The sequence below is a fragment of the Ruegeria sp. N10 genome (assembly GCF_056531545.1).
This window is the reverse complement of record NZ_JBQFLY010000001.1, coordinates 337,830-359,246: the sequence shown is the minus strand read 5'-3', so window position 1 is coordinate 359,246 and position 21,417 is coordinate 337,830. Positions and strand designations below refer to the sequence as shown.

The 21,417-nt window shown below is 57.7% G+C and carries 24 protein-coding genes; 12 read left to right on the top strand and 12 right to left on the bottom strand.

The window, feature by feature from the left end; translation table 11 throughout:
• Nucleotides 1–24 precede the first annotated feature (24 nt).
• The 7 genes from ACR0JI_RS01835 to ACR0JI_RS01805 all read left to right on the top strand — a co-directional run bounded on the left by ACR0JI_RS01835 (nt 25) and on the right by ACR0JI_RS01805 (nt 6,514).
• Nucleotides 25–507, top strand: coding sequence for a cytochrome b (locus tag ACR0JI_RS01835; protein ID WP_480473126.1), 483 nt, complete (start codon nt 25–27; stop codon nt 505–507).
• Nucleotides 508–584: 77 nt separating this feature from the next.
• Entirely contained in the window at nt 585–1,034 is a 450-nt protein-coding gene (locus ACR0JI_RS01830) for a paraquat-inducible protein A (protein ID WP_480473128.1), read from the top strand.
• 77 nt (nt 1,035–1,111) lie between these two features.
• The gene (gene radA, locus ACR0JI_RS01825) at nt 1,112–2,473 is read left to right on the top strand and encodes a DNA repair protein RadA (RefSeq protein WP_480473130.1); all 1,362 of its coding nucleotides are present in this window, start codon (nt 1,112–1,114) and stop codon (nt 2,471–2,473) included.
• Nucleotides 2,474–2,513: 40 nt separating this feature from the next.
• Nucleotides 2,514–3,107 (top strand): CvpA family protein, encoded by a 594-nt coding sequence (locus ACR0JI_RS01820; RefSeq protein ID WP_267364181.1) that lies wholly within the window; start codon nt 2,514–2,516, stop codon nt 3,105–3,107.
• 650 nt (nt 3,108–3,757) lie between these two features.
• Complete coding sequence (purF, locus tag ACR0JI_RS01815) at nt 3,758–5,281, top strand: amidophosphoribosyltransferase (RefSeq protein ID WP_480493046.1); 1,524 nt, start codon at nt 3,758–3,760, stop codon at nt 5,279–5,281.
• A gap of 297 nt (nt 5,282–5,578) precedes the next feature.
• Entirely contained in the window at nt 5,579–5,827 is a 249-nt protein-coding gene (locus ACR0JI_RS01810; protein WP_480493045.1) for a hypothetical protein, read from the top strand.
• A gap of 42 nt (nt 5,828–5,869) precedes the next feature.
• Nucleotides 5,870–6,514: an SDR family NAD(P)-dependent oxidoreductase gene (locus tag ACR0JI_RS01805; RefSeq protein ID WP_480493044.1), complete on the top strand. Its 645-nt coding sequence runs from the start codon at nt 5,870–5,872 to the stop codon at nt 6,512–6,514.
• A gap of 60 nt (nt 6,515–6,574) precedes the next feature.
• Here the strand turns inward: ACR0JI_RS01805 and ACR0JI_RS01800 are convergent, their stop codons facing one another.
• The 4 genes from ACR0JI_RS01800 to ACR0JI_RS01785 all read right to left on the bottom strand — a co-directional run bounded on the left by ACR0JI_RS01800 (nt 6,575) and on the right by ACR0JI_RS01785 (nt 9,090).
• Complete coding sequence (locus ACR0JI_RS01800; RefSeq protein ID WP_480473138.1) at nt 6,575–7,417, bottom strand: ATP-binding protein; 843 nt, start codon at nt 7,415–7,417, stop codon at nt 6,575–6,577.
• Between the two features lie 117 nt (nt 7,418–7,534).
• Nucleotides 7,535–8,413, bottom strand: a complete 879-nt coding sequence (gene tatC / locus ACR0JI_RS01795; protein WP_480473140.1) for a twin-arginine translocase subunit TatC — start codon at nt 8,411–8,413, stop codon at nt 7,535–7,537.
• Nucleotides 8,410–8,868: a Sec-independent protein translocase protein TatB gene (tatB, locus tag ACR0JI_RS01790; protein WP_209503728.1), complete on the bottom strand. Its 459-nt coding sequence runs from the start codon at nt 8,866–8,868 to the stop codon at nt 8,410–8,412. Before tatB ends, tatC begins: the two co-directional genes overlap by 4 nt.
• Before the next feature lie 6 nt (nt 8,869–8,874).
• Nucleotides 8,875–9,090 carry a twin-arginine translocase TatA/TatE family subunit gene (locus ACR0JI_RS01785; protein ID WP_480473142.1) on the bottom strand — a complete coding sequence of 72 codons (216 nt, stop codon included), beginning with the start codon at nt 9,088–9,090 and terminating at the stop codon, nt 8,875–8,877.
• Between the two features lie 222 nt (nt 9,091–9,312).
• On the opposite strand from ACR0JI_RS01785, the gene ACR0JI_RS01780 reads away from it, so the two are divergent.
• Both ACR0JI_RS01780 and ACR0JI_RS01775 read left to right on the top strand, forming a co-directional pair.
• Nucleotides 9,313–9,618, top strand: coding sequence for a hypothetical protein (locus tag ACR0JI_RS01780; protein WP_209503726.1), 306 nt, complete (start codon nt 9,313–9,315; stop codon nt 9,616–9,618).
• Nucleotides 9,619–9,639: 21 nt separating this feature from the next.
• Nucleotides 9,640–10,311 (top strand): helix-turn-helix transcriptional regulator, encoded by a 672-nt coding sequence (locus tag ACR0JI_RS01775; protein ID WP_480473144.1) that lies wholly within the window; start codon nt 9,640–9,642, stop codon nt 10,309–10,311.
• Nucleotides 10,312–10,372: 61 nt separating this feature from the next.
• Here the strand turns inward: ACR0JI_RS01775 and ACR0JI_RS01770 are convergent, their stop codons facing one another.
• The 8 genes from ACR0JI_RS01770 to ACR0JI_RS01735 all read right to left on the bottom strand — a co-directional run bounded on the left by ACR0JI_RS01770 (nt 10,373) and on the right by ACR0JI_RS01735 (nt 17,812).
• Nucleotides 10,373–11,545: a peptidoglycan DD-metalloendopeptidase family protein gene (locus tag ACR0JI_RS01770; protein WP_480493043.1), complete on the bottom strand. Its 1,173-nt coding sequence runs from the start codon at nt 11,543–11,545 to the stop codon at nt 10,373–10,375.
• A 62-nt stretch (nt 11,546–11,607) separates the two neighbouring features.
• Complete coding sequence (locus ACR0JI_RS01765; RefSeq protein ID WP_480473148.1) at nt 11,608–12,258, bottom strand: protein-L-isoaspartate(D-aspartate) O-methyltransferase; 651 nt, start codon at nt 12,256–12,258, stop codon at nt 11,608–11,610.
• Complete coding sequence (gene surE / locus ACR0JI_RS01760) at nt 12,255–13,037, bottom strand: 5'/3'-nucleotidase SurE (RefSeq protein ID WP_480473150.1); 783 nt, start codon at nt 13,035–13,037, stop codon at nt 12,255–12,257. The genes ACR0JI_RS01765 and surE overlap by 4 nt, the downstream gene beginning before the upstream one ends.
• A 114-nt stretch (nt 13,038–13,151) precedes the next feature.
• Nucleotides 13,152–14,219 carry an ABC transporter ATP-binding protein gene (locus ACR0JI_RS01755; RefSeq protein ID WP_480476757.1) on the bottom strand — a complete coding sequence of 356 codons (1,068 nt, stop codon included), beginning with the start codon at nt 14,217–14,219 and terminating at the stop codon, nt 13,152–13,154.
• Between the two features lie 107 nt (nt 14,220–14,326).
• On the bottom strand, nt 14,327–15,376 hold the full coding sequence (locus ACR0JI_RS01750) for a methyltransferase domain-containing protein (RefSeq protein WP_480473152.1): 1,050 nt from the start codon (nt 15,374–15,376) through the stop codon (nt 14,327–14,329).
• A gap of 106 nt (nt 15,377–15,482) precedes the next feature.
• Nucleotides 15,483–16,595, bottom strand: coding sequence for a hypothetical protein (locus ACR0JI_RS01745; protein ID WP_480476759.1), 1,113 nt, complete (start codon nt 16,593–16,595; stop codon nt 15,483–15,485).
• Between the two features lie 2 nt (nt 16,596–16,597).
• Nucleotides 16,598–17,377: an SDR family oxidoreductase gene (locus tag ACR0JI_RS01740; protein ID WP_480493042.1), complete on the bottom strand. Its 780-nt coding sequence runs from the start codon at nt 17,375–17,377 to the stop codon at nt 16,598–16,600.
• Nucleotides 17,378–17,449: 72 nt separating this feature from the next.
• Nucleotides 17,450–17,812, bottom strand: coding sequence for a nuclear transport factor 2 family protein (locus ACR0JI_RS01735; protein ID WP_267366520.1), 363 nt, complete (start codon nt 17,810–17,812; stop codon nt 17,450–17,452).
• A gap of 109 nt (nt 17,813–17,921) precedes the next feature.
• Here ACR0JI_RS01735 and ACR0JI_RS01730 point away from each other — a divergent pair, with 109 nt between their 5' ends.
• Genes ACR0JI_RS01730 through ACR0JI_RS01720 form a run of 3 tightly spaced genes read left to right on the top strand, consistent with a single transcriptional unit; the run spans nt 17,922 to nt 21,245 of the window.
• Entirely contained in the window at nt 17,922–19,526 is a 1,605-nt protein-coding gene (locus tag ACR0JI_RS01730; RefSeq protein WP_480493041.1) for a peptide chain release factor 3, read from the top strand.
• A 49-nt stretch (nt 19,527–19,575) separates the two neighbouring features.
• Nucleotides 19,576–20,319: a hypothetical protein gene (locus ACR0JI_RS01725; protein WP_480473156.1), complete on the top strand. Its 744-nt coding sequence runs from the start codon at nt 19,576–19,578 to the stop codon at nt 20,317–20,319.
• On the top strand, nt 20,316–21,245 hold the full coding sequence (locus ACR0JI_RS01720) for a glycosyltransferase family 2 protein (RefSeq protein ID WP_480473158.1): 930 nt from the start codon (nt 20,316–20,318) through the stop codon (nt 21,243–21,245). Before ACR0JI_RS01725 ends, ACR0JI_RS01720 begins: the two co-directional genes overlap by 4 nt.
• The last annotated feature ends 172 nt before the right edge of the window (nt 21,246–21,417 follow it).

The following is a 21,417-nucleotide window of genomic DNA, read 5'->3' as shown; positions in this document are numbered from 1 at the left end:
GTTATAGTTTGTCGGAGCTTCCCCATGCCCACTTCGTATTCTCGCGCGCAAATCGCCCTTCACTGGGTCATTTTCGTTCTGATCGCAATTCAGTTTCTCTTTCACGAGCCGATGTCTGATGCCTGGGATCAATTCGAACGCGGATTGCCTATCTCTATTCAAGCACCAGTTGCTCTCCATGTGCTCGGAGGGTTGCTTGTCCTTGCACTCGCGATTTGGCGGATTGCATTGCGCCTGACCCGCGGCGCGCCACCGCTTCCGGATAAAGAAACAGCCGCGATGAAGCTCGCCGCGCATGCCACGCACTTCTCACTCTATGCGTTGATGGTATTGGTGCCCGCCTCAGGTGCCCTGGCCTGGTTTGGTGGGATAGCAGCGTCCGCCGAAGTGCATGAGATCCTGAAAACGCTAATGCTTGTTCTGATTGTCTTGCATTTCCTGGCCGCCTTGTTCCATCAGTTCATTCTCAAAACCAATCTGATGGCTCGTATGAAGCGCGCAAGATAAACTACTGAACAAGCATCCTTGAACCCACGATCCAACACCGTAATGTCAGGCGGTCAAACATAATAGCGTTGGCCGCCATGATATTGCGTTTCGCAACCCTGTCACTTTTGGTTTTCTACCCCATCGCGTGGTTCGCCCCGCTGATGCGCGCAGGGTTTCTGCCGATCTTTGGCCTCAGCGAAATCAGCGTCATCACCGGCCTCCAGTCCCTGTGGAAATCTGACGTCTTCCTTGCGCTGATCGTCACCATTTTCGCCCTTTTCGCCCCCTACATCAAAACCATCGGCACGGCGCTGATCCAATGGAACCTGCTTGATGCCCGTGTGCAGCCTGCGCTCAACATCCTCGGCAAGCTGGCGATGGCCGACATATTCCTGATCGCGCTATACATCACGCTGGCCAAAGGCATCTCTTACGCCACTGTTGAGACCGCATGGGGTCTTTACCTTTTCACCGCCTGCATCCTTGCCTCCATCGCTTTGGGCATTCTCACTGAACGCCACAACAAAACCATCGCCCGGAGATAGAGTGCGGTGTACCGCTGACGACGAGGAAAGCCCTGCAAGGGCTTGAAGAACCGCCCGTCCTCGGGCACCAAGGCGTCATGGCAAAACCAACCTTCTCCTGCTCCGCCTGCGGCGCATCCCATTCCCGCTGGTCGGGTCGCTGCGACGGGTGCGGCGAGTGGAACTCGATCATACAGGACGTACCGCTGTCGGCAGGCCCAGCCAAGAAATCGCTGGGCTCGAAACGCGGGCGGTCGATGACGCTCACCGACCTGTCGACCGAGGAAACCCCGCCGCCCCGCACGCTCTGCGGAGTGGAAGAGCTGGACCGAGTGCTTGGTGGCGGGCTTGTTCCTGCATCTGCCCTGTTGGTGGGCGGCGACCCCGGCATCGGTAAATCCACCCTGTTGCTGCAAGCTGCTGCCCGATTTGCCCGTGCCGGCGTCAAGACGATCTATATCTCGGGCGAAGAAGCCAGTGCTCAGGTTCGCATGCGGGCGCGCCGCCTTGGGCTGGAGAACGCGCCGGTGCAACTTGCAGCCGAAACCAACCTACGCGACATTCTCACCACGCTTGAAGCCGAAAAACCCGGTCTGGCGATCATCGACTCGATCCAGACCATGTGGGCCGACAATGTCGACAGCGCGCCGGGGTCCGTGTCGCAAGTCCGGGCGGCTGCTCATGAATTGACCGCCTTTGCGAAACGGCACGGCGTGTCGATCATCATGGTCGGACACGTGACCAAGGATGGCCAGATTGCGGGCCCCCGTGTTGTCGAACACATGGTCGATACGGTTCTGTATTTCGAGGGCGAGCGCGGCCATCAGTTTCGTATTTTGCGGGCGGTCAAGAACCGCTTTGGTCCCGCCGACGAAATTGGCGTGTTCGAGATGACGGGCAAAGGGCTCGCGCAGGTCACCAACCCCTCGGCCTTGTTCCTGTCGGAACGCGGTACGCCCAGCCCAGGCTCTGCCGTCTTTGCCGGGATTGAGGGCACACGGCCCGTTCTGGTCGAATTGCAGGCCCTTGTCGCCCCGTCCCCCCATTCACAGCCGCGCCGGACAGTGGTGGGATGGGACAGCGGGCGGTTGGCGATGATCCTTGCCGTTCTTGAAGCGCGTTGCGGCATTCCTTTTGCGGGTCTCGACGTCTATCTGAACGTGGCCGGTGGGTTGAAAGTCAGTGAACCCGCCGCCGATCTGGCCGTGGCTGCTGCATTGCTGAGCGCACGCGAAGACACAGCCCTGCCCGCAGACACCGTCGTTTTCGGGGAAATCTCGCTGTCAGGGGCACTTAGACCGGCTCCGCAGACAGAAAACAGGTTGAAAGAAGCACAAAAACTTGGTTTCACAGCGGCAATAGCTCCGGCAGGTGGCAAAACCGGTACTGTGGCAGGTCTGACACTCACCCGACCCTCTGATTTGGTGGGGTTTGTTGGCGAAACCTTCGGAGCAGGTTAAAGTCGCGCCTTGAGGGGCAGAAAAAGAACAGGCGAGGGCCATGGAAGGTTTTACAATAATCGACGGGGTAGTTGCCCTGATCATCGTGCTGTCAGGCTTGCTGGCCTACTCGCGTGGTTTCATGCGCGAAGTTCTGGCCATCGCGGGTTGGGTTGCGGCGGCCGTTCTGGCGTTCATCTTCGCCCCGCAGGCTGTACCTCTGGTCAAGGAAATCCCGGTCGTCGGAGATTTCTTGCGTGACAGTTGTGAATTGTCTGTGATCACCGGGTTTGCAGCGGTCTTTGCGGTGGCGCTGATCGTGGTCAGTATCTTCACACCGCTGTTTTCATCGCTGGTTCAGCGTTCGGCCCTTGGCGGCCTGGATCAGGCTTTGGGGCTGTTCTTCGGCATCGCTCGTGGCATCCTTCTGGTTGCGATTGCATTCTTCGTTTACGACACCGTCATGACCGGCCAGTCTTACACAATTGTTGATGAAAGCCGGTCGGCCAAGGTGTTTGAACAGTTCAGCGGCCAGATTGAGGAACAAAACCCCGAGGCGGCTTTGGGCTGGGTTACGACTCAGTATGAACAGCTGGTCGCCAGTTGCACGGCAGGAAACGCTGAACCGGCAACAACTGCGCCTTCCAACGGCTGATAGGCAGTTCACCAATTCATGAAAGCCCGGCGCTGCCGGGCTTTTTTGTTGCAGATCAGACAAACCCCTCTCCACCGCACACGGTGCAGCGGATTGTTTTCAAGCCAAAGCATCCGTCACATCGACTGAAAACCGGTTTTCCAAAGATATCTCTGCTTTTGGCGACCTCGCCTGCTCCGTTACAGATCTGGCACGACGCGCGCCCCAATCCCCTGCACCGATGGCACCGCTGCCTGATCCGTTCCTGGTTCTTGTGAGGAGGTTTATGTTGCCACATTCAGGTCCCCCCGAGGTGCTGAGATTTAGCAGTTATGTATGCAATCAAATGCATGACAGCACATATGTTTGCGCATGTCACCATCTTCGTTTTTCTAAGTCGACATGCGCAAACTTGGCCTGCGGCATTTGGCTAATGTGATCCTTTGATGACAGCCACGCCAATAGGCATTATGTGGGGGCCAACCCGCCACGGAATCGGAGCCACCGATCTTGTACTTTCTGTATGAATGCGCGCTGATCGCAGTGATGGTCGCCCTAACGGCGTCTTGTTCCTGCGTAGCGAACATTTCCGCGCTGAAGATGCAGAAAGTCCGGTGCCGAACTGCGGTCAATCCTCGAATGAAATCGTCATAGAAGTTGGAGCCCCTTGAATGTGTGGGATTTTAGGAATCGCAAGCCGGACACATGATGTCTTTGCTGAGATCTATGACGGGTTGCTGATGTTGCAGCACCGGGGTCAGGATGCCTCCGGGATCGTGACCTACAACGGCGAATTCTTCCGGGAAAAGAAAGCCAATGGTTTGGTCAAGGACGTGTTCAACGCCCAGGATGCCGAAACCCTTCTGGGTCATATCGGCATGGGTCATGTTCGTTATCCCACGGCCGGATCACTCAGCGCGGCCGAAGCGCAACCTTTCTTCGTGAACGCACCCTACGGTATCTATCTTGTTCACAACGGCAACATCACCAACACAGCGGAACAGCGCGAGAAAGTGACCGGGAAATATAGTCGCCACCTGCGCACCACATCGGATTCGGAAATCCTGCTGAACGTGCTGGCCGACAAAGTGGCTGACGCCATCAAGGTGAACGGCAATTCGGATCCGATCCGAAACATCTTTGCCGGTGTGAAGATGACGATGGAGCGGGTTCAAGGTGCCTACTCGGTAATCTGTCTGGTGGCTGGTGTTGGCATGCTGGCGTTCCGCGACCCATATGGCATTCGGCCCCTGTCGGTCGCAAAGCGCAATGTCGACGGTCAGGGGGACGATTATGCCTTTGCTTCGGAAGACGTGGCCTTTGGCATCAACAGTTTTGAGAAGCTGCGCGATCTGCGCCCGGGCGAGGCCATCCTGATCGACCTGAAAGGCAACATGCACGAGTTTCAGGCCGTCGAAGGCAAGCTGACGCCCTGTATCTTCGAGTATGTGTATCTGGCACGTCCGGATTCACTGCTGGACGGAGTCTCGGTTTATAAAACCCAGATGCGCATGGGACAGACGCTGGCGAAACAAATTCAAGACTCGGGCCTGGAAATCGACCGGATCATTCCCGTACCCGACAGCGCCCGCCCCGTGGCACTGGAAGCGGCTAAAATCACCGGCATCCCCTATCGCGAGGGGTTGGTGAAGAACCGCTATGTCGGGCGTACCTTCATCATGCCGGGTCAGGCCGAGCGACAGAAATCCGTGCGCCGCAAGCTGAATGCCGTTCCGCTGGAATTCGAAGGTCACAGCGTTCTGTTGATCGACGATTCCATCGTGCGGGGCAACACCATCAAAAAGATCGTTCAGATGTGCCGCGACGCTGGGGCAAAGAAGGTTTATGTGGCCAGCGCCTCGCCGCCTGTCAAATACCCCAATGTGTATGGCATCGACATGCCGACCAAGGCCGAGCTGATCGCAAATGGCAAAGAGATCGAAGAGATCCGTGAAGAGCTGGGCGCCGATGCGCTGTTCTATCAGCATTTGGAGGACCTGATCTGGGCCGCCCAGGAAGGCAACCCGGACATCCAAGGATTTGATTGTTCCTGCTTTGACGGCAATTACATTACCGGCAGCGTCAGCGCGGATTACCTGGACAGTCTGGAAAACAGCAGCCGTGTCAGCCAGAAACGCGCGGATATGCAGGTTCCGGGCGGGTCCTGGAATGCGGCCAAACTCGCCTCAGGCTGAAAGACCCCACCCATTTATGGCACGCCCAGATTCTGTTCAAACAGCGAATCAAACCGTTCGACATACAGATAGGACAGCCCTGTTAAGTATGGCTCGCATCTAAACTGTTCCGCCGATGAGTGGAAACCTGCCACAACCCGGCGGTGAATCTTGCACGATCACAAGGGCTAACAAAAGGGTCGCTACGTCGTGAAGCGTCGTGTCTGTGAGGGTCTTTTGCTTACCTGATCGTTTTGTTATCGGGCGGCAACCACTCACACAAATAAGGGGTTCGGAACTCACGCCGGGCCACGGACCATGTCAAACACCAATGTCAAAAGCGCGGCCACGCAGCAGGGCGCGTTAAACAAGAACTCTGTTTCTGTCCTGGGAGTGTTCGGGCCCAAAACCGATCTGCACGCCTTGGTACGCCTGTCATCGGGCCGCGTGAAAGAGGTTGAACCCGGAAGCCGTGTCGCCTCGGGCATGGTGATAGCAATCGATGAACAGGGCATCATGCTGCGACAAAGCGGCCAGACCAAGCGGATCGCCATTCCCGGCAGCTAATCGCGACTTGACGCCCCTCGCGCAGGGGTTCAAACCACAGCAATGACCGATCAGACAAAAATCGCCCTTATCACCGGGGCCTCTCGCGGGTTGGGCGCTGCGCTGGCCGAAGCGTTGGCACCTGAATACCATATCGTCGCCGTCGCCCGGACCACCGGCGGGCTGGAAGAGCTGGACGACCGTATCAAGGCGAAGGGCGGGTCAGCCACTCTGGCCCCCATGGACATCACCGATCCAAACGCCATGGCGACCCTGTGTCGTGGCATCCATGACCGTTGGGGTAAGGTCGACCTGTGGATGCACACAGCCATCCACACATCAGCACTGACGCCGGTGCATTTTGTTGACCCCAAGGAATGGGCCAAGGCGATCAACACAAATGCAAACGCGACCTCGGTTCTGATTCCCTATGTCTCACCCCTTCTGGGCGAGAGTGGCCATGCGGTGTTTTTTGACGATCCGAAGGCTGGCGAGAAGTTTTATGGCATCTACGGTGCCACCAAGGCCGCGCAGATGGCTCTGGCCCGCAGCTGGGCCGTCGAGACTGAACGCACCGGTCCGCGGATTTCGGTTGTCGAACCCGCGCCGATGCCCACGGCCGTCCGCGCGCGGTTTCATCCCGGGGAAGACCGGAGCGTTCTGAACAGCACCAAGGATGAAGCTGCGCGGATTCTGGCACTGCTGTAGGAAATGGCCCTGGCGGGCCATGCCTCTGGCGGGGATATTTGCAGCCAGGTGAAGCCGGGATCAGGCGATATGCACGCCGTTGCGCCCGGCCAGATCGACGAAGAATTGCCAGGCGACACGGCCAGAGCGCGACCCGCGCGTGGCTTGCCACTCAATTGCCTCGGCGCGCAGGGTCTGTGCATCAACGGAAACGCCATAGGCGGCGCAATAGCGGTCGATCATCGCCAGATACTCGTCCTGATCGCAGGGATGGAACCCAAGCCACAGGCCGAAGCGATCCGACAGCGAGACTTTTTCTTCGACCGCCTCGGAAGGATTGATGGCGCTGGACCGTTCGTTTTCGATCATATCCCGCGGCATCAGATGGCGGCGGTTCGAAGTGGCGTAGAAGACCACATTTTCCGGCCTGCCTTCAATGCCGCCATCCAGAACAGCCTTGAGAGATTTATAATGCTGGTCATCGTGGCTGAACGACAGGTCATCGCAAAACAGTATGAACCTGTAGGGTGCTGCGCGCAGATGGTTCAGCAACCGTGCGACCGTTCCCATATCCTCGCGCTGCAATTCGACCAGCTTTAGATCGGCGTAATCAGCGCTCAGTGAGCCGTGCACGGCCTTTACAAGGCTCGACTTTCCCATCCCCCGCGCCCCCCAGAGCAGCGCATTATTTGCCTTGTACCCTGCTGCAAACCGGCGCGTATTGTCCATCAACGTGTCGCGAGAGCGATTGATGCCGACCAGGAGATCCAGATCGACCCGGTTGACATGCGTAACAGGTTCCAGTCGTTCCGGTTCGACATGCCACACAAATGCTGGAGCAACGGCAAAATCAGGCGCCACCAAAGGAGCCGGTGCCATGCGTTCCAACGCCTCGGCGATACGGTTCAGGGCTTGGTCATCCATGTGGGCCTCCGGTTTTGTCTTGAGGGGTTCAAAGCACGTTCCAATTGGCACAACAAGAGTTTCCAATGGAAAAGGCGCGCCATTGGATGGCGCGCCCTTTTGTTTTCGTCGGCAGACTTACTTGTCGTCTTCGAACTCCTGCATCAGGTCATCATCCGCTTCCGCTTCATCATCGTAGTAACCGTCAGCGCGCAACTGGTCCTCGCGTTTCTTTTCGACTCGCGCGACCAGGAAGATCGAAATCTCGTACAGACCGTACACCACCACAAACAGAATGATCTGCGTAATGACATCCGGTGGTGTGACGACTGCGGCCAGAACCAGAATGCCGACCACCGCATATTTTCGAACAGCGCCCAGCCCCTCGGCACTGACCAGTCCTGCCTTCCCCATAAGGGTCAGGAGAACCGGCAACTGGAAACATAATCCAAAGGCAACGATGAATTTGATCGTCAGGTTCAGATATTCCTGGGCTGAGCCTTGAAACACCACACTCAGCGGTGCCGCGCTGACCCCATCGGCCACGGCTTCACCCTCAGCCCCGAATTGCTGGAACCCGAGGAAAAAGTCATAGGCCAGAGGCGTGACAACGTAGAAGGCAAAGCTTGCGCCCAGAAGGAACATAAAGGGCGAAGCAAGCATGAATGGCAGGAACGCGTTTTTCTCGGACTTGTAGAGGCCCGGTGCCACAAAGCGCCACATCTGCATCCCGATATAGGGAAATGCCAGAATGAACCCGCCCAAGAGGGAAACCTTGATTGCAACAAAAAACCCTTCCTGTGGCGAGATGAAGATCAGGCCACAATCCTGCCCGCGCTCGGCCAGAACGTCACACAGGGGATTGGTCAGGAAATTGAAGATCGGCGTCGCCACCGAAAAACAGATGATCATACCGATCAGAAACGCCACAACGCTGTGGATCAGCCGTGTGCGCAGTTCGGCCAGATGTTCGATCAACGGGGCCGAAGAATCGTCAATCTCGTCGGTTTTGCTCATGTCTTGCTTTCAGTATTCAGCGCGGCTTCGGCCTCTTCTGCCTTGGCCAGCGCATCGGCTGCTTCCTTGGCTTTGCGCTCGGCGGTGGCACGGGCGGCTGACGCCTGAACCTTTTTGGCCTGCTCGGCCCGCTCGGCCGCCAGTTTACCCGTTTCGCTTTCAGGGTCGAACTTTGTGGGATCGATGCTTTTCGCCATCTCCTGCGCGGCTTGCTTGACACCGTCCATGGCCGATCCCACAGGGTTCACGGCAGCGTTGAGACCTTTCTTGATCTCATTCACCCCTGCCTGATCGGCGGCTTCGTTCATGGCGCTGCTGAACTCGCGCGCCATTCCGCGCGCCTTGCCGACAAAACGCCCGACATTGCGGAACAGCACCGGCAGGTCCTTTGGCCCCACAACGATCAGGGCAACGATGCCGATTACCAGAAGCTCGGTCCAGCCCAGATCAAACATCTGCGCTTACGCCTTGTCTTTCTCGGCTTCAGGTGTGACGTCCTTGGCCAGTTCAGAAGCGTCCTTTTCCAGCTCTTCCGAACCGTCCTTCACACCCTTCTTGAACGCAGTGATACCTTTGCCGACTTCACCCATGAGCGAACTGATCTTGCCGCGTCCAAACAGAACCAGAACCACAACGGCGATAAGCAGCAGGCCAGGAAGGCCGATATTGTTGAGCATGTCTTTTCTCCTTTTTCGTCGGCACGTTTGCGCGCCGGGAACATGATCTGACTCAGTCTTTACGCCTCGATCGCTGGTCTCAAAAGGGATCTGCTCCGATTTGCCGGCGAAAATTGTATCAATCGCGTGAAATCTAAGGGGTCGCAATTCTCAACTGACAGGTTTATGTCAGTTGCTATCCGTTAGGGATTTGGCATCGAAACAAGGTCAATGGAGAATTAAATGACCCACGTTGCTGAAATCGTCACCTTCACCCTGGCCAATGGCACCACGCCGGAAGAGTTCGTGAAACTCAGTCAGGCCTCTGAGGCCTTTGTGCGCAGCGCGCCGGGATTTGCCCATCGGCAGCTTAGCCAGGGCGAAGATGGTCGCTGGACCGATTATGTTGTCTGGACCGATTTGAAGGCGGCACAGGACGCAGCCGCACAGTTTCCTCAACAGGAATGTGCAGCAGGCATGATGGCGGTCATCAATCCGGATAGCATCCAGATGCGACACGAGAAAGTACTATGGAACATGACTGCCTAAACGCGGTCAGAACGGCGTGTCATGCGCCGCACTGACCGCCTGTTCGGTATCATCCAGATCCTGCGCGACGGAAAACTGCACCGCGCGCAGGACATTGCGGACCGGCTTGAGGTGTCGGTTCGCACCATCTATCGCGACATGGATACGCTTGTTGCCTCGGGCGTTCCGGTCGAGGGCGAGCGCGGTGTCGGCTACATGGTGCGCGAGCAGATCACCCTGCCCCCGTTGAACCTGACCACAGCCGAGCTTGAGGCGCTGAATCTTGGCATGGCCATCGTGGCCGAGGCCGCGGATACTGACCTGAAGGCTGCCGCACAATCGCTTGCCGACAAGATCGACGCTGTTCTACCAACGCAGGTCCTGGCCGAGGCGGACAGCTGGAAATTCGCGGTCTACCCATTTGCCGATGCCGCAAGGGGCCTTGCCCATATGGCCCCGATCCGTGCAGCCATCAAATCACGTCAGAAACTTCACCTGTCCTATCGCCGCATTGACGGCGTTTTGACCGAACGCACCATCCGCCCGCTCCATATGGAATACTGGGGGCGGGTCTGGACCCTTACCGCCTGGTGCGAGCTGCGCAACGGATTTCGTGTTTTTCGCATCGACCTGATCGAAGCAGTTTCACCCCTTCCGGAAATCTTCGCCGACGAACCCGGAAAACGCCTGAGCGACTATGACCCGTACGCCTGACAGGCTTCATCTTTTCAGAAATACTGTCGCCGAAGGCAGGCCCGGTACGGGCCATCCAGCCTCACTTCAGATAGGGTTCCGGGTCCACGGACTCGAATCCTTTGCGGACTTCGAAATGCACATAGGCATCGTCGCCGCCCCGCAATTGCGCCAGCTTCTGGCCACGGCGTACCTTATCGCCTTTCTTGACAGTGATCTTATCGACATTTGCATAGACAGTCAGAAGATCGTTGTTGTGCTTGACCACAATGATCGGCACCTGATCCGCGTCCGCGGTGATCGCCGCGACCGTACCGGCTTCGGCAGCTGTGACCGACGTACCCGGAGCGGCAGCGATGTCGATGCCCTCATTCTTGCCCTTGTCATAGCCGCGAATGATAGTTCCGCCAACCGGCAGGGACAGCGCGGATGTGCGCGTATTGGTTGGCGCTTCGGCGGTCACGTCGGGGGCCTCGACCAACGGCTCAACTTTCTCGTCCGGCAAGGGCTGCGTGGCGCTGGGTGGCGTCGGCGTCGGTGATCCCTGTCCCGGTTCCGTCACCTCCGTGGCGGGAACGGGCGCGGCACTAGCCGCATTTTGCCGGGGCGCGGGCTGGTTCTTGACCGGAATCAACAAGTATTGACCCTCACGCACGGTAAAATCTGATCCCAACCCGTTCCATTCCGCCAGAGATTCAACCGGCACCTGGTAGAGGCGCGAGATTGTATAGGCCGTCTCACCCCGCTTGACCTTGTGCCTGACCGGCTCCGGCCCAGTTGAAATCGGCGCAGGCGTTGATGCCGGTTTCGCGGGTTCCAGGGTTGTGGTCTGAACCGAACCCGACGCCGGCACTTGGTCAATTGCAGACCCGGCGACCGACGCGATGTCCACGCTGCTTCCAGCACCGACAGTGCGTGGCAGGGCAAGAACCTCACCCTCTCTCAGCGTGTCCGTTGTCTGAAGGCCGTTGAAGCGCGAAAGCTCGCCCTCGGGCAGGCCAACCCGCGCGGCCACGTCCCGCACCGTATCGCCGCGGCGCGCCACGACCACCTGGTAATTCGGATAGGTAATGACGCCCCGGCTGTCCGGTGTCGGGCGGGATGCCGTCGCGGATTGCGCTGCATTGGTGGTCGAAAATCCACCGATCTGCCCACGAAGGTCATAATCCAGAGGTCCCTCGCACCCGGCCAAAATGGCCAGAGCGGCCACCCCGGTCGCACAGCGGCGCATTGCTGATTTGGATACTGCTCTCATAATTCTGTCCTCAACGCCTGCCCCTGTTGCCCGGAGTTCCGGCGACCAATTCTTTAAGCCTATTACGCCTCATCCTTTCCAAGCCCTTCCAGAAGGGGCACGAAACGGACCGACGTTAATTCGTCATAGTCCAGACCATTTTCGGTGCGCGTTACTTTGATCAACTGCTGCACCGCGTCCGACTGGCCCACGGGTAAAACCATAATACCCCCGATTTTCAGCTGCGCCAAGAGCGGGCCCGGAGGATCCTCAGCCGCGGCTGTGACAATGATCCGGTCAAAAGGGGCTTGTTCCGGCAGGCCAAATGACCCGTCAGACAACATCGAAGTGATATTCATCAGGCCCAGATCGGCAAACAGCTTGCTTGTTTCGCTCACCAACCGCCTGTGGCGTTCCACTGTGTAGACCCGGCGGGCCAGTTTGGACAGGATCGCCGCCTGATAACCTGAACCTGTCCCAATCTCGAGCACCGTGTCCCGTGGTCCAACGTTCAGGGCCTGCGTCATCAGACCAACGACCGAGGGTTGACTGATCGTCTGACCGCAGGAAATCGGCAACGGCATGTCCTCGTAAGCGCGCCCTGCGAACAGGCCGGTGACAAAGCGACCGCGGTCCACCTGCTCCATCGCAGCCAGCACGCGCGCATCCGTGACCCCCCGTTTGCGCAGGGCAAACAGGAATTGCATTACGGTTTCAGGGTCCAGTCCGCTCATTCGACCGCCTTCAATGCCTCCAGCATGTCATGCGCAGTCAGGTCAGCGCGCATCGGCGTGACCGAGATATAGCCTTCCAGATTGACGGCCGCATCCGTTCCGGGTGCGGTCGGATTGTGCTGATAGCCACCCTTGATCCACAGGAACCGCCGCCCCGAAGGTGAACTGTGCGGTTCGACCGAAAAACGCGTGTCGCGCCGAAACCCCTGCGCCGCAATCCGCGTGCCCAGAACATCGTCTGCCGGAACCGGTGGGAAATTCACGTTGTAGAACAGCCGGTAATCATCTTGTTCTGCCGGAGTTGCGTCCAGAATCCGGCGCACCAGATCTGCACCATACCGGGCGGCTGCCTCAAACGGGTCGTCAAGGCCCAAGTTTCTGGGGCCAAAATATTGCGACAGGGCAATCGCTGGGACGCCCTGCAATGCCGCTTCCATCGCGCCGCCGATCGTACCGGAATACAACGTGTTTTCAGCCGAGTTATTGCCCCTGTTCACGCCCGATAGAACCAGATCGGGAGGGGTATCCAACATAACGTCGTGAAGCCCTGCCAAAACACAATCCGCAGGTGAACCTTCGGCTGCAAAGCGCCGCTCGCCCAGCTTGGCGACCATCATCGGGTGGGTATAGCTGATGCAATGTCCGACACCGGACTGTTCAAACGCGGGTGCGACCACCCAGACCTCTCCATCTGGTCCGGCCAGTTCAGCTGCAATCGCCTCAAGCGTGATCAAGCCCGGGGCATTGATCCCGTCGTCATTGGTCAGAAGAATTCGCATGTGCCCGATTTACCCCCGCGTTTGGCTCTTGATAGACCCGGGCCTGCGTTGCGGCAAGCGACGTGGCCCCGCAATCTGAGGTTTTCGCGCACCACTCGGGTGGAAATCGATGGATCAGCGCCTTGTTTCGGGGAAAACGAAGCACTTGTCGCGGCGGATGGTCAGCCACATCACCCGGCCCGGACTGGGCACAAACACGTTTGGAACCGTAGCCCTGAGGATCGAGCCATCATAGTCCATGCGAAACTCTACCAGGCTTTCATTTCCCAGAAATCGCGCGCGTTCGACGACGCCACGGGCCGCAACACCGTCTGTTGGTGTCGGCAATGGCCCCTTGCCGTTGCGGTCAAAGTCCAGCTTGATGTGCTGAGGGCGAAAGACAATCTCGACATCCGTACCATTCGGAATGCCCGGTGCCAGGAACTGACCAAAGGGCGTATCCGCCAATGCGCCATTCACTTGCGCCCGCAAAACGTTGACATCACTGAAAAATGCCACCGCCGCCTTATCCGCGGGACGCGTATAGACGTTATAGGGCGCGCCCTGTTGCACGATCTTGCCACGCCGCATCAGGGCGATCTCGTCGGCCATGCGCATCGCTTCTTCCGGCTCGTGCGTGACCAGCAGTACAGCGGCATCTTCTTCCTTGAGAATGGCCAGCGTTTCGTCACGGATACCATCACGTAAACGGTTATCGAGGCCCGAAAAGGGCTCGTCCATCAGCATGATGCGCGGGCGCGGCGCCAGGGCACGCGCCAACGCCACGCGTTGTTGCTCGCCACCCGATAGTTGATGCGGAAAACCATCGATGAATCGCATCAGGTCGACCTTCTGCAACAACTCCTCGACCCGGGCGCGTTTTTCGTCCTTGCTGCCCTTCAGACCAAAGGCCACGTTTTTGGCCACGCTCAGATGCGGGAACAGCGCAAAGTCCTGAAACATCAGACCGATCTCGCGCCGTTCCGGAGGCACCCGGAACACGGTGTCGCAGATCAGCTTGCCATCAACATAAATCTCACCCGAGTCCTGCATTTCGACCCCGGCGATCATGCGCAACGTGGTGGATTTCCCGCAGCCCGACGGCCCCAGCAGACAGGTCACCTTGCCTGCCTGAACGGTCAGTGAAACATCATCCACAACAACCCGGCCTTCAAACCGACGGATAATGTTGCGAATTTCCAGACGCGGTGGATTTGCGTTACCTGTCACCGATGGACCCCGTTGCCTTTCCCGATCAAATCCATCGGGCTTGAGCGGGGATAGCAACCCCGCCCCTCAGGTGCAAGGGATCAGCAACACCCGCCAGAAGCGACAGATGCACCCATGGCTTCAAACGGGCTTTCGCCACCACAGCCTTTGAAAATGCCATAATGGGTCGAAAAATCGCCGATAAAGTCAAAATGACGGGCAAATCGCGTATCTTTCAACATCATCCAGGTATTGCCGCAAACCGGAAACACTTTGCCGGCTTCTAAAACGTGGTGGTCATCCAGACCAAATTCATGCGGTGCGTTTGGCACGGTTCCCTTATAGATCACGGCTTGCCCATAATCTTCACAAGCCGGTTCCAATGCAGGTAGTTTGAACAGACGGTATGTCGCGGACAGGAACTTCAACGGCGCAACACGCTCTTCCAGTACGGGATTTTCGATCGTCAGCGGACGATGTGTCACGCGGCGCGGGTCGCCGAAACCGGCCGTTCGAGCCATTGACAGGAAATCATTCCAATAAAGCGCGCCGGACAGGCACTCGCCATAAAGAACTTCGTCTTCGGCCATCGCCTGCGGAATACGGCGGTCGGCATAGACATCCGAGAAATACATCTCGCCGCCCTCTTTCAACAACCTGTGTGCGCCGCGCAGAACCGCATTCTTATCTGTGGCCAGGTTGATGACACAGTTCGAGACGATGATATCGAACGATCCGGGTTCCAGATCAAGCTCATCCAGTTTCTCGATATAGCCGTGATGGAATTCCACATTGCTGCGGGCATATCCAAATGCCTCGGCGTGATAATCCTGATGCGCGCGGGCGACGTCCAGTTGTTCGGGCGTCATGTCGACACCCACTACCCGGCCCGTCTTACCGACCATGACGGACAAGGCATATACATCCCGCCCGGCCCCACACCCCAGATCTAGGATCGACGTGCCTTCAAGGTCAAGTGGGGCAATCAGACCGCAGCCATAGTAGCGAGTCAGAACGTCGTCATGAATCTTTGAAAGGATCTTTTTGACATGGTCGGGCATGTCGTCAGGCGTGCAGCACGCATTGGTCTGCAAGTCAGCACTGCTTTGCAGGACTTCACCATAATAGTTCTGCACCGATTCATGTTTCATCGCGCTTTTCCCTCGCAAATGGTCATGTACGAGCTAATGCAGCCGCCGGGGGTTCGCAATCCGGGGAAGGCGTTTTTGACGAAAGCGTGAGCGGTCCCGCGCGGTTTTACCCAAGCAGGTCGAAGTCCACGCCTGCACGAATTTTGCCATTTACCTGAACCTCCAGCCGGTGCGCGCCGGGAACCAACTTGAACGTTGTTGCATCACCCTTCAACTTGTGGCGTTTTTCCAGCGTCAGTTTCCCGTTCTTCAAAGCCGCCTGCTTCAACTTGTGCACCTTGGCTGAGATTTTCCCGCCAGGTCTTTGAAAATGAATGATATAGTCAACCAGAACTGGCAGCTCTCCGACCCCTTTCAAAGCGACGGAAAAGGCCAGAGCGTCACCAATCTGAGCTTCCGAATTAAGGTTGACCGCGACCTCGATGTCCGCGTCCGGGTCATAGCCTAACATCTTCATTGCTTCGGGATGCCCCGCTTTCACAAGCCCGCGCAGGGTGTGTGACGTCATCCAGTCCAGTTCGTCCTGAGTCTGATGACCCTGGTTGCGCCACGCCTTCAGACGATCCAATACCAGATCCGGGTCTTTCTTGGTGATGTCATTCAGGTGATTGGATACGGACCGGGTGACATATCGCGTCGCATCTATGTGCAAATTGTCCAGCAACGGCAGCGGGTCCTGCAAACCCAATCCAACCGCCTGCCCCCATGGCAATCGGGGGCGCGTGCCTTCGCTGACCAACCTGCGCACATGGTAACTGTCATGAGAGCACCAGTCCTGCATCCGCCGCAATACCCGGTCCGGGTCGTGGTTAAGGAACGGTCGGATTGCCCATTCCATGGAAAACCTCTGTGTCAGTTCCTCCATCACGTCCAATGCCAGATCGGTATGCTCAAGTCCTATGGTCGCCACCCACTCACCGACCGGCGCAAAGATGAAATCGCCAAAGTCGTCATCCGTCTTCGTCGGGTCCAAAGGTGCAGGCAAGGCACGCAGGATCGTCGGGGCAACAGCAGGCAAATCACCGGGTACCGCCTGTTGCAGGCATGTGGCGATCCAGATGATCCGATCCTTCAGCTCTAACTCCAGCAATCGCGACATGACCGCAGATCGGAATGCCGGGGCATCAAATTCTGCATGAGAATCGGAAAACAAACCGCTGAGATAATTTACTTTCTCAGCGTTGAACATCTGATCTTTCAACGAAAACCCTTGTGCCATGGTCACATCGTCAAATTGGTTGCGCCACCATCCAGTAGAATGTTCTGACCAACGATGAACCCCGCATGATGAGAGCACAGGAACGCGCAGGCAGCCCCGAATTCCTGCCGTGTTCCATAGCGTCGCGCGGGAATGGTTGCCGAACGGTTTGCGCGTGCGTCTTCGATCGAGATGCCTTGCTGGGAAGCCACGCCGCTGTCCAGCGCATCCGCACGATCCGTAGCGTGAATGCCGGGCAGCAGGTTGTTGATGGTCACGCCATGCGGTGCAACCTGGCGTGAAGTTCCTGCGACATATCCGGTCAAACCCGTGCGGGCTGCATTCGAAAGCCCCAGCACCGCAATTGGCGCGCGCACGGATTGTGAGGTGACGTTCACCACCCGCCCCCAACCTTTGTCCATCATTCCGGGAAGCAGCGCTTTCATGAACGCAATGGGGGTCAACATATTGGCATCCAGCGCCTTGATGAAATCATCACGCTCCCAATCCGCCCATAACCCCGGCGGCGGTCCACCGGCATTTGTCACAAGAATATCAACGCCCTGCGCCGCTTCGATCACCTTCGCCTGCCCTTCCGCAGTCGTCACGTCACAAGCGACTGTTTGTACCTCGACGCCATGCTCTGACCTGAGGCGTGCCGACTCGCTCTCCAAAGCGTCCGAACCACGCGCATTCATCACAAGATTTACGCCAGCCTCAGCCAAAGCCTCGGCACAGCCCAAACCCAGCCCTTTGCTACTGGCACAGACCAGCGCGCGCTTTCCTTTTATACCAAGATCCATCGGATCCTCCCTGTCAGTCATTGCCGCATGTCTAGCATCGGCCAGACAGGGAAGACCAGAAATGGCTTGGGATCAGTAGAAGAACTCTTCCCGCACGATCTTGCCATCTGCGACGTGATAGACACCCACTTCACGCATATCGAAGGCTTCGCCGGTTTCCTTTACCTTGCCCTGCACTTCGAAAATCACCGCAAAACGGTCTTCGCCGTGTACAAACGGATCGCTGACCGAAGCGCCCGAAACCTCGTGGGCGCCTTCCCACCATTCATGTTTGCCTCGGATCGCATCACGCCCCTGTATTTCGCGCCCCATGCCTGAGTAATCGACCGCTTCAACAGAAACTGCGTCTGACGCATACAATTTCTCAAGATTTTCCTTGGCGCGGTCCTCGCGGCAGCCGGCCACCAACTCGTTGGCAATCTCTTTCAAATCCATTGGTCTTCTCCACAATTTGTTCACTATATGTTCTTATTGCCACAAGCCTATGATTCGAACCAGCCCCTTTGTCTTGCTTCGGCAGGATTCCCCGCCTATACGCGCGGTCATGCTTGATACCTCGAACCAACCTACCCTGCCGCCCGAGATTGCCCGTCGCCGGACATTCGCCATCATCTCGCACCCGGATGCGGGCAAGACGACGCTGACGGAAAAGTTCCTGCTTTACGGGGGAGCCATTCAGATGGCTGGTCAGGTGCGCGCCAAGGGCGAGGCACGGCGGACACGCTCGGACTTCATGCAGATGGAGAAGGATCGCGGCATCTCGGTCTCGGCCTCGGCAATGTCCTTCGATTACGGGAACTTCCGGTTCAATCTGGTGGACACGCCCGGCCACAGCGATTTCTCGGAAGATACCTACCGCACACTGACGGCCGTGGATGCGGCCGTGATGGTGATCGACGGCGCGAAGGGTGTCGAAAGCCAGACGCAAAAATTGTTCGAGGTCTGCCGCCTGCGCGATCTGCCGATCCTGACATTTTGTAACAAGATGGACCGAGAAAGCCGCGATACGTTCGAGATCATCGACGAAATTCAAGAGATGCTGGCCATCGACGTCTCCCCCGCCGCGTGGCCGATTGGCGTGGGTCGCGATTTTATCGGCTGTTACGACATGCTGCGTGACCGGCTGGAGCTGATGGACCGCGCCGACCGTAACAAGGTGGCTGAGAGCATTGAAATTAACGGGCTTGATGACCCGAAACTGTCGGAACATGTTCCTGCGCATCTGCTGGAAAAGCTGCTGGAAGAGGTTGAGATGGCGCGCGAGTTGCTGCCCGCGCTGAACCCACAGGCGGTGCTTGAAGGGCATATGACCCCGATCTGGTTCGGCTCGGCCATCAACTCGTTCGGCGTCAAGGAACTGATGGAAGGCATCGGCGCATATGGCCCACAACCGCAGGTGCAATCAGCCGAACCCCGCCAGATCTCGCCGGATGAAAAAAAGGTCGCGGGCTTTGTTTTCAAAGTGCAGGCCAATATGGACCCCAAGCATCGCGACCGGGTGGCATTTGTCCGCATGGCATCAGGCCATTTCAAACGCGGCATGAAACTGACCCATGTGCGGTCGAAGAAACCGATGGCGATTTCAAACCCAGTGCTGTTTCTGGCCTCTGACCGGGAACTGGCTGAAGAGGCCTGGGCCGGAGATATCATCGGCATTCCCAACCACGGCCAGCTGCGCATCGGTGACACGCTGACCGAGGGTGAGGCGCTGCGCGTCACCGGCATCCCCTCTTTCGCACCGGAACTGCTGCAAGGCGTCCGTGCGGGTGACCCGATGAAGGCCAAGCATCTGGAAAAGGCCCTGATGCAGTTTGCCGAAGAAGGCGCGGCAAAGGTGTTCAAACCTTCAATTGGGTCAGGCTTTATCGTGGGTGTCGTCGGCGCGCTGCAATTCGAGGTGCTCGCCAGCCGGATCGAGATGGAATACGGCTTGCCTGTGCGTTTCGAGGCGTCTCAGTTCACCTCGGCCCGCTGGGTCAGCGGTGACAAGGCCGAGGTCGAAAAGTTTGTGAATGCAAACAAGCAGCACATCGCGCACGACCATGACGGCGACATTGTCTATCTGACCCGGCTGCAATGGGACATCGACCGGGTGGTTCGGGACTATCCCGCCCTGAATCTGACCGCCACCAAAGAGATGATGGTGTGATCCAACTGACTGATTGCACAGCCGAGTCAGCCTGTGCAATTCTGCGCGCATGAACAAGGATGAACTGACTTTCCCCGGCGGTCTTCCAGACATGCTGGACAGGTATGAAAACCGGCGCAGCCCGTTTCAGTTCGGCACCACCTCTTTGCCTGACCTTGACATTGACCTTATTGAACTGGCCGGTCGAACATTGCCCGAAAGTGCGACTGTGCCCCCGCCGAAGCCCAGTACAAGTTGGGATCGCAAGCGTGCTCAGATTGCGCGGGAATTTGTCGGAAACTCGGAACTTGCCTTCCTGAATGCCCAGTTGATCTCGAACCTGCGAAAGCGGTCCTTCCCGCGTCACGCCCCGCTTCTGTTTTGTCGCCTTTGGGACGAACAGTCGGACCACCTTCTGTCCACGCTTGATTTGCGATGGCTGGTCTCGTCGGTTCAGACCTTTGCGGACCACGGTCAAACTGCAACTCAGCGCGAGGTTGGTCACGCTTTGCGCATGTTGTTCGGCATGATGAAGCTATATGAGTTCGAAAGGCGCTTTTCGGGGCTGACCCCGGAAACACCGTTTCAACACCAGAATTTGAGAAGTGTCCCGCTGCCCTATCAGATGAAAGCGTTTTCCCTTGGAAGTGGCGGACTGGATGTCAATCTGATTGCTCCGGTCTGGACCAAGGCCCTATGTGATACCACCATCGCGCCGCTGGTCGATCACTTGATGACCGAGCTCAACAGAGATCCCGGCGGTATCTTTCGGCGCCTGAAACGCATGCGCGAAGTGCGCGCGCAGCGCACATGACCACATGGGGTGTCGTGTCGATGGTCAGGGGCCCGACCGAAGATGTCCTTCGGTTCGTGGCCCATCACCTCGATCTGGGCGCCGAGACCATCTATATCTATCTGGATGAGCCGAACCAGCGCACGTTCGAGGCGCTGAAGGCACATCCCGGTGTTTGCGTACAGGTTTGCGATGACGCCTATTGGCAAAAGCTAAAACGCACGCGACCGGAAAAGCACCAGGTTCGCCAATCGGTCAACGCGACATACACCTATCGCGACACGCACCTAGATTGGCTGGCCCATATCGATGTTGACGAGTTTCTGTGGTCGCCGACCCCAATCTCGGATGTGTTGCGCGATATCCCGGACAAGGTTCACGCCGCCCGTGTCCGCCCAATCGAGGCGCTGGCAGGCGGTGAAGACCTGTACAAGGCTCATGTGCCACAAAGCCCGGCCCGTACAGAGTTGATTGAGATGCTTTATCCCAACTATGGGGCTTTCGTCCTTGGCGGGTTCCTCAGCCATGTACAGGGCAAGTTGTTTGTGCGCACGGGATTGAAACGTCTGAGTTTTCGTATCCACAACCTGTTTCAGAACGGGAAATTGCGGCCGTGCAATTACGAGCTTGCACAGGTCGATCTATGCCACCGCCACGCGCCGGACTGGGATCACTGGATCGCACACTATCCGTTCCGCATGGATCGCGGCTCGTATCAGGCTGGTATGGCTCCGAATGCCCCGCGCGAGATGGGCGGGCTGAACAAGAATGAATTGCTCAGCTGGATTGAAAGCGAACACGGCGAGGATGGGCTGCGCGCGTTCTTCAACGAGATGAGCGGCGCTGACCCAGAAGTCCGCGCCCGGCTGGAGCAGAATGGGCTGATCCGCCACCGCGCATTGAATCTGGGCGGGAAACTGGCGAAACACTTTCCCGGAAGCTGCTGAATTGTTGCGCAAAACTCGAACCTGTTTCAATCGAACCAAGATGCTGCGGTCTTCATTTGACCCCGACCCACGTATTTGTTATGTCCGCGTCCAAGCCGATATGCCGCATCACGGGCATGGCCATCCGGGCCCGGCACATCTTATACGCGCGGGCCAGGTCAAGTGTCCGCAT

What these genes read in the sequence shown, in the direction of transcription:
- ACR0JI_RS01835 (WP_480473126.1), top strand. Translation starts at nt 25, where the DNA reads ATGCCCACTTCGTATTCTCGCGCGCAAATCGCCCTTCACTGGGTCATT.
- ACR0JI_RS01830 (WP_480473128.1), top strand. Translation starts at nt 585, where the DNA reads ATGATATTGCGTTTCGCAACCCTGTCACTTTTGGTTTTCTACCCCATC.
- radA (WP_480473130.1), top strand. Translation starts at nt 1,112, where the DNA reads ATGGCAAAACCAACCTTCTCCTGCTCCGCCTGCGGCGCATCCCATTCC.
- ACR0JI_RS01820 (WP_267364181.1), top strand. Translation starts at nt 2,514, where the DNA reads ATGGAAGGTTTTACAATAATCGACGGGGTAGTTGCCCTGATCATCGTG.
- purF (WP_480493046.1), top strand. Translation starts at nt 3,758, where the DNA reads ATGTGTGGGATTTTAGGAATCGCAAGCCGGACACATGATGTCTTTGCT.
- ACR0JI_RS01810 (WP_480493045.1), top strand. Translation starts at nt 5,579, where the DNA reads ATGTCAAACACCAATGTCAAAAGCGCGGCCACGCAGCAGGGCGCGTTA.
- ACR0JI_RS01805 (WP_480493044.1), top strand. Translation starts at nt 5,870, where the DNA reads ATGACCGATCAGACAAAAATCGCCCTTATCACCGGGGCCTCTCGCGGG.
- ACR0JI_RS01800 (WP_480473138.1), bottom strand. Translation starts at nt 7,417, where the DNA reads ATGGATGACCAAGCCCTGAACCGTATCGCCGAGGCGTTGGAACGCATG.
- tatC (WP_480473140.1), bottom strand. Translation starts at nt 8,413, where the DNA reads ATGAGCAAAACCGACGAGATTGACGATTCTTCGGCCCCGTTGATCGAA.
- tatB (WP_209503728.1), bottom strand. Translation starts at nt 8,868, where the DNA reads ATGTTTGATCTGGGCTGGACCGAGCTTCTGGTAATCGGCATCGTTGCC.
- ACR0JI_RS01785 (WP_480473142.1), bottom strand. Translation starts at nt 9,090, where the DNA reads ATGCTCAACAATATCGGCCTTCCTGGCCTGCTGCTTATCGCCGTTGTG.
- ACR0JI_RS01780 (WP_209503726.1), top strand. Translation starts at nt 9,313, where the DNA reads ATGACCCACGTTGCTGAAATCGTCACCTTCACCCTGGCCAATGGCACC.
- ACR0JI_RS01775 (WP_480473144.1), top strand. Translation starts at nt 9,640, where the DNA reads ATGCGCCGCACTGACCGCCTGTTCGGTATCATCCAGATCCTGCGCGAC.
- ACR0JI_RS01770 (WP_480493043.1), bottom strand. Translation starts at nt 11,545, where the DNA reads ATGAGAGCAGTATCCAAATCAGCAATGCGCCGCTGTGCGACCGGGGTG.
- ACR0JI_RS01765 (WP_480473148.1), bottom strand. Translation starts at nt 12,258, where the DNA reads ATGAGCGGACTGGACCCTGAAACCGTAATGCAATTCCTGTTTGCCCTG.
- surE (WP_480473150.1), bottom strand. Translation starts at nt 13,037, where the DNA reads ATGCGAATTCTTCTGACCAATGACGACGGGATCAATGCCCCGGGCTTG.
- ACR0JI_RS01750 (WP_480473152.1), bottom strand. Translation starts at nt 15,376, where the DNA reads ATGAAACATGAATCGGTGCAGAACTATTATGGTGAAGTCCTGCAAAGC.
- ACR0JI_RS01745 (WP_480476759.1), bottom strand. Translation starts at nt 16,595, where the DNA reads ATGGCACAAGGGTTTTCGTTGAAAGATCAGATGTTCAACGCTGAGAAA.
- ACR0JI_RS01740 (WP_480493042.1), bottom strand. Translation starts at nt 17,377, where the DNA reads ATGGATCTTGGTATAAAAGGAAAGCGCGCGCTGGTCTGTGCCAGTAGC.
- ACR0JI_RS01735 (WP_267366520.1), bottom strand. Translation starts at nt 17,812, where the DNA reads ATGGATTTGAAAGAGATTGCCAACGAGTTGGTGGCCGGCTGCCGCGAG.
- ACR0JI_RS01730 (WP_480493041.1), top strand. Translation starts at nt 17,922, where the DNA reads ATGCTTGATACCTCGAACCAACCTACCCTGCCGCCCGAGATTGCCCGT.
- ACR0JI_RS01725 (WP_480473156.1), top strand. Translation starts at nt 19,576, where the DNA reads ATGAACAAGGATGAACTGACTTTCCCCGGCGGTCTTCCAGACATGCTG.
- ACR0JI_RS01720 (WP_480473158.1), top strand. Translation starts at nt 20,316, where the DNA reads ATGACCACATGGGGTGTCGTGTCGATGGTCAGGGGCCCGACCGAAGAT.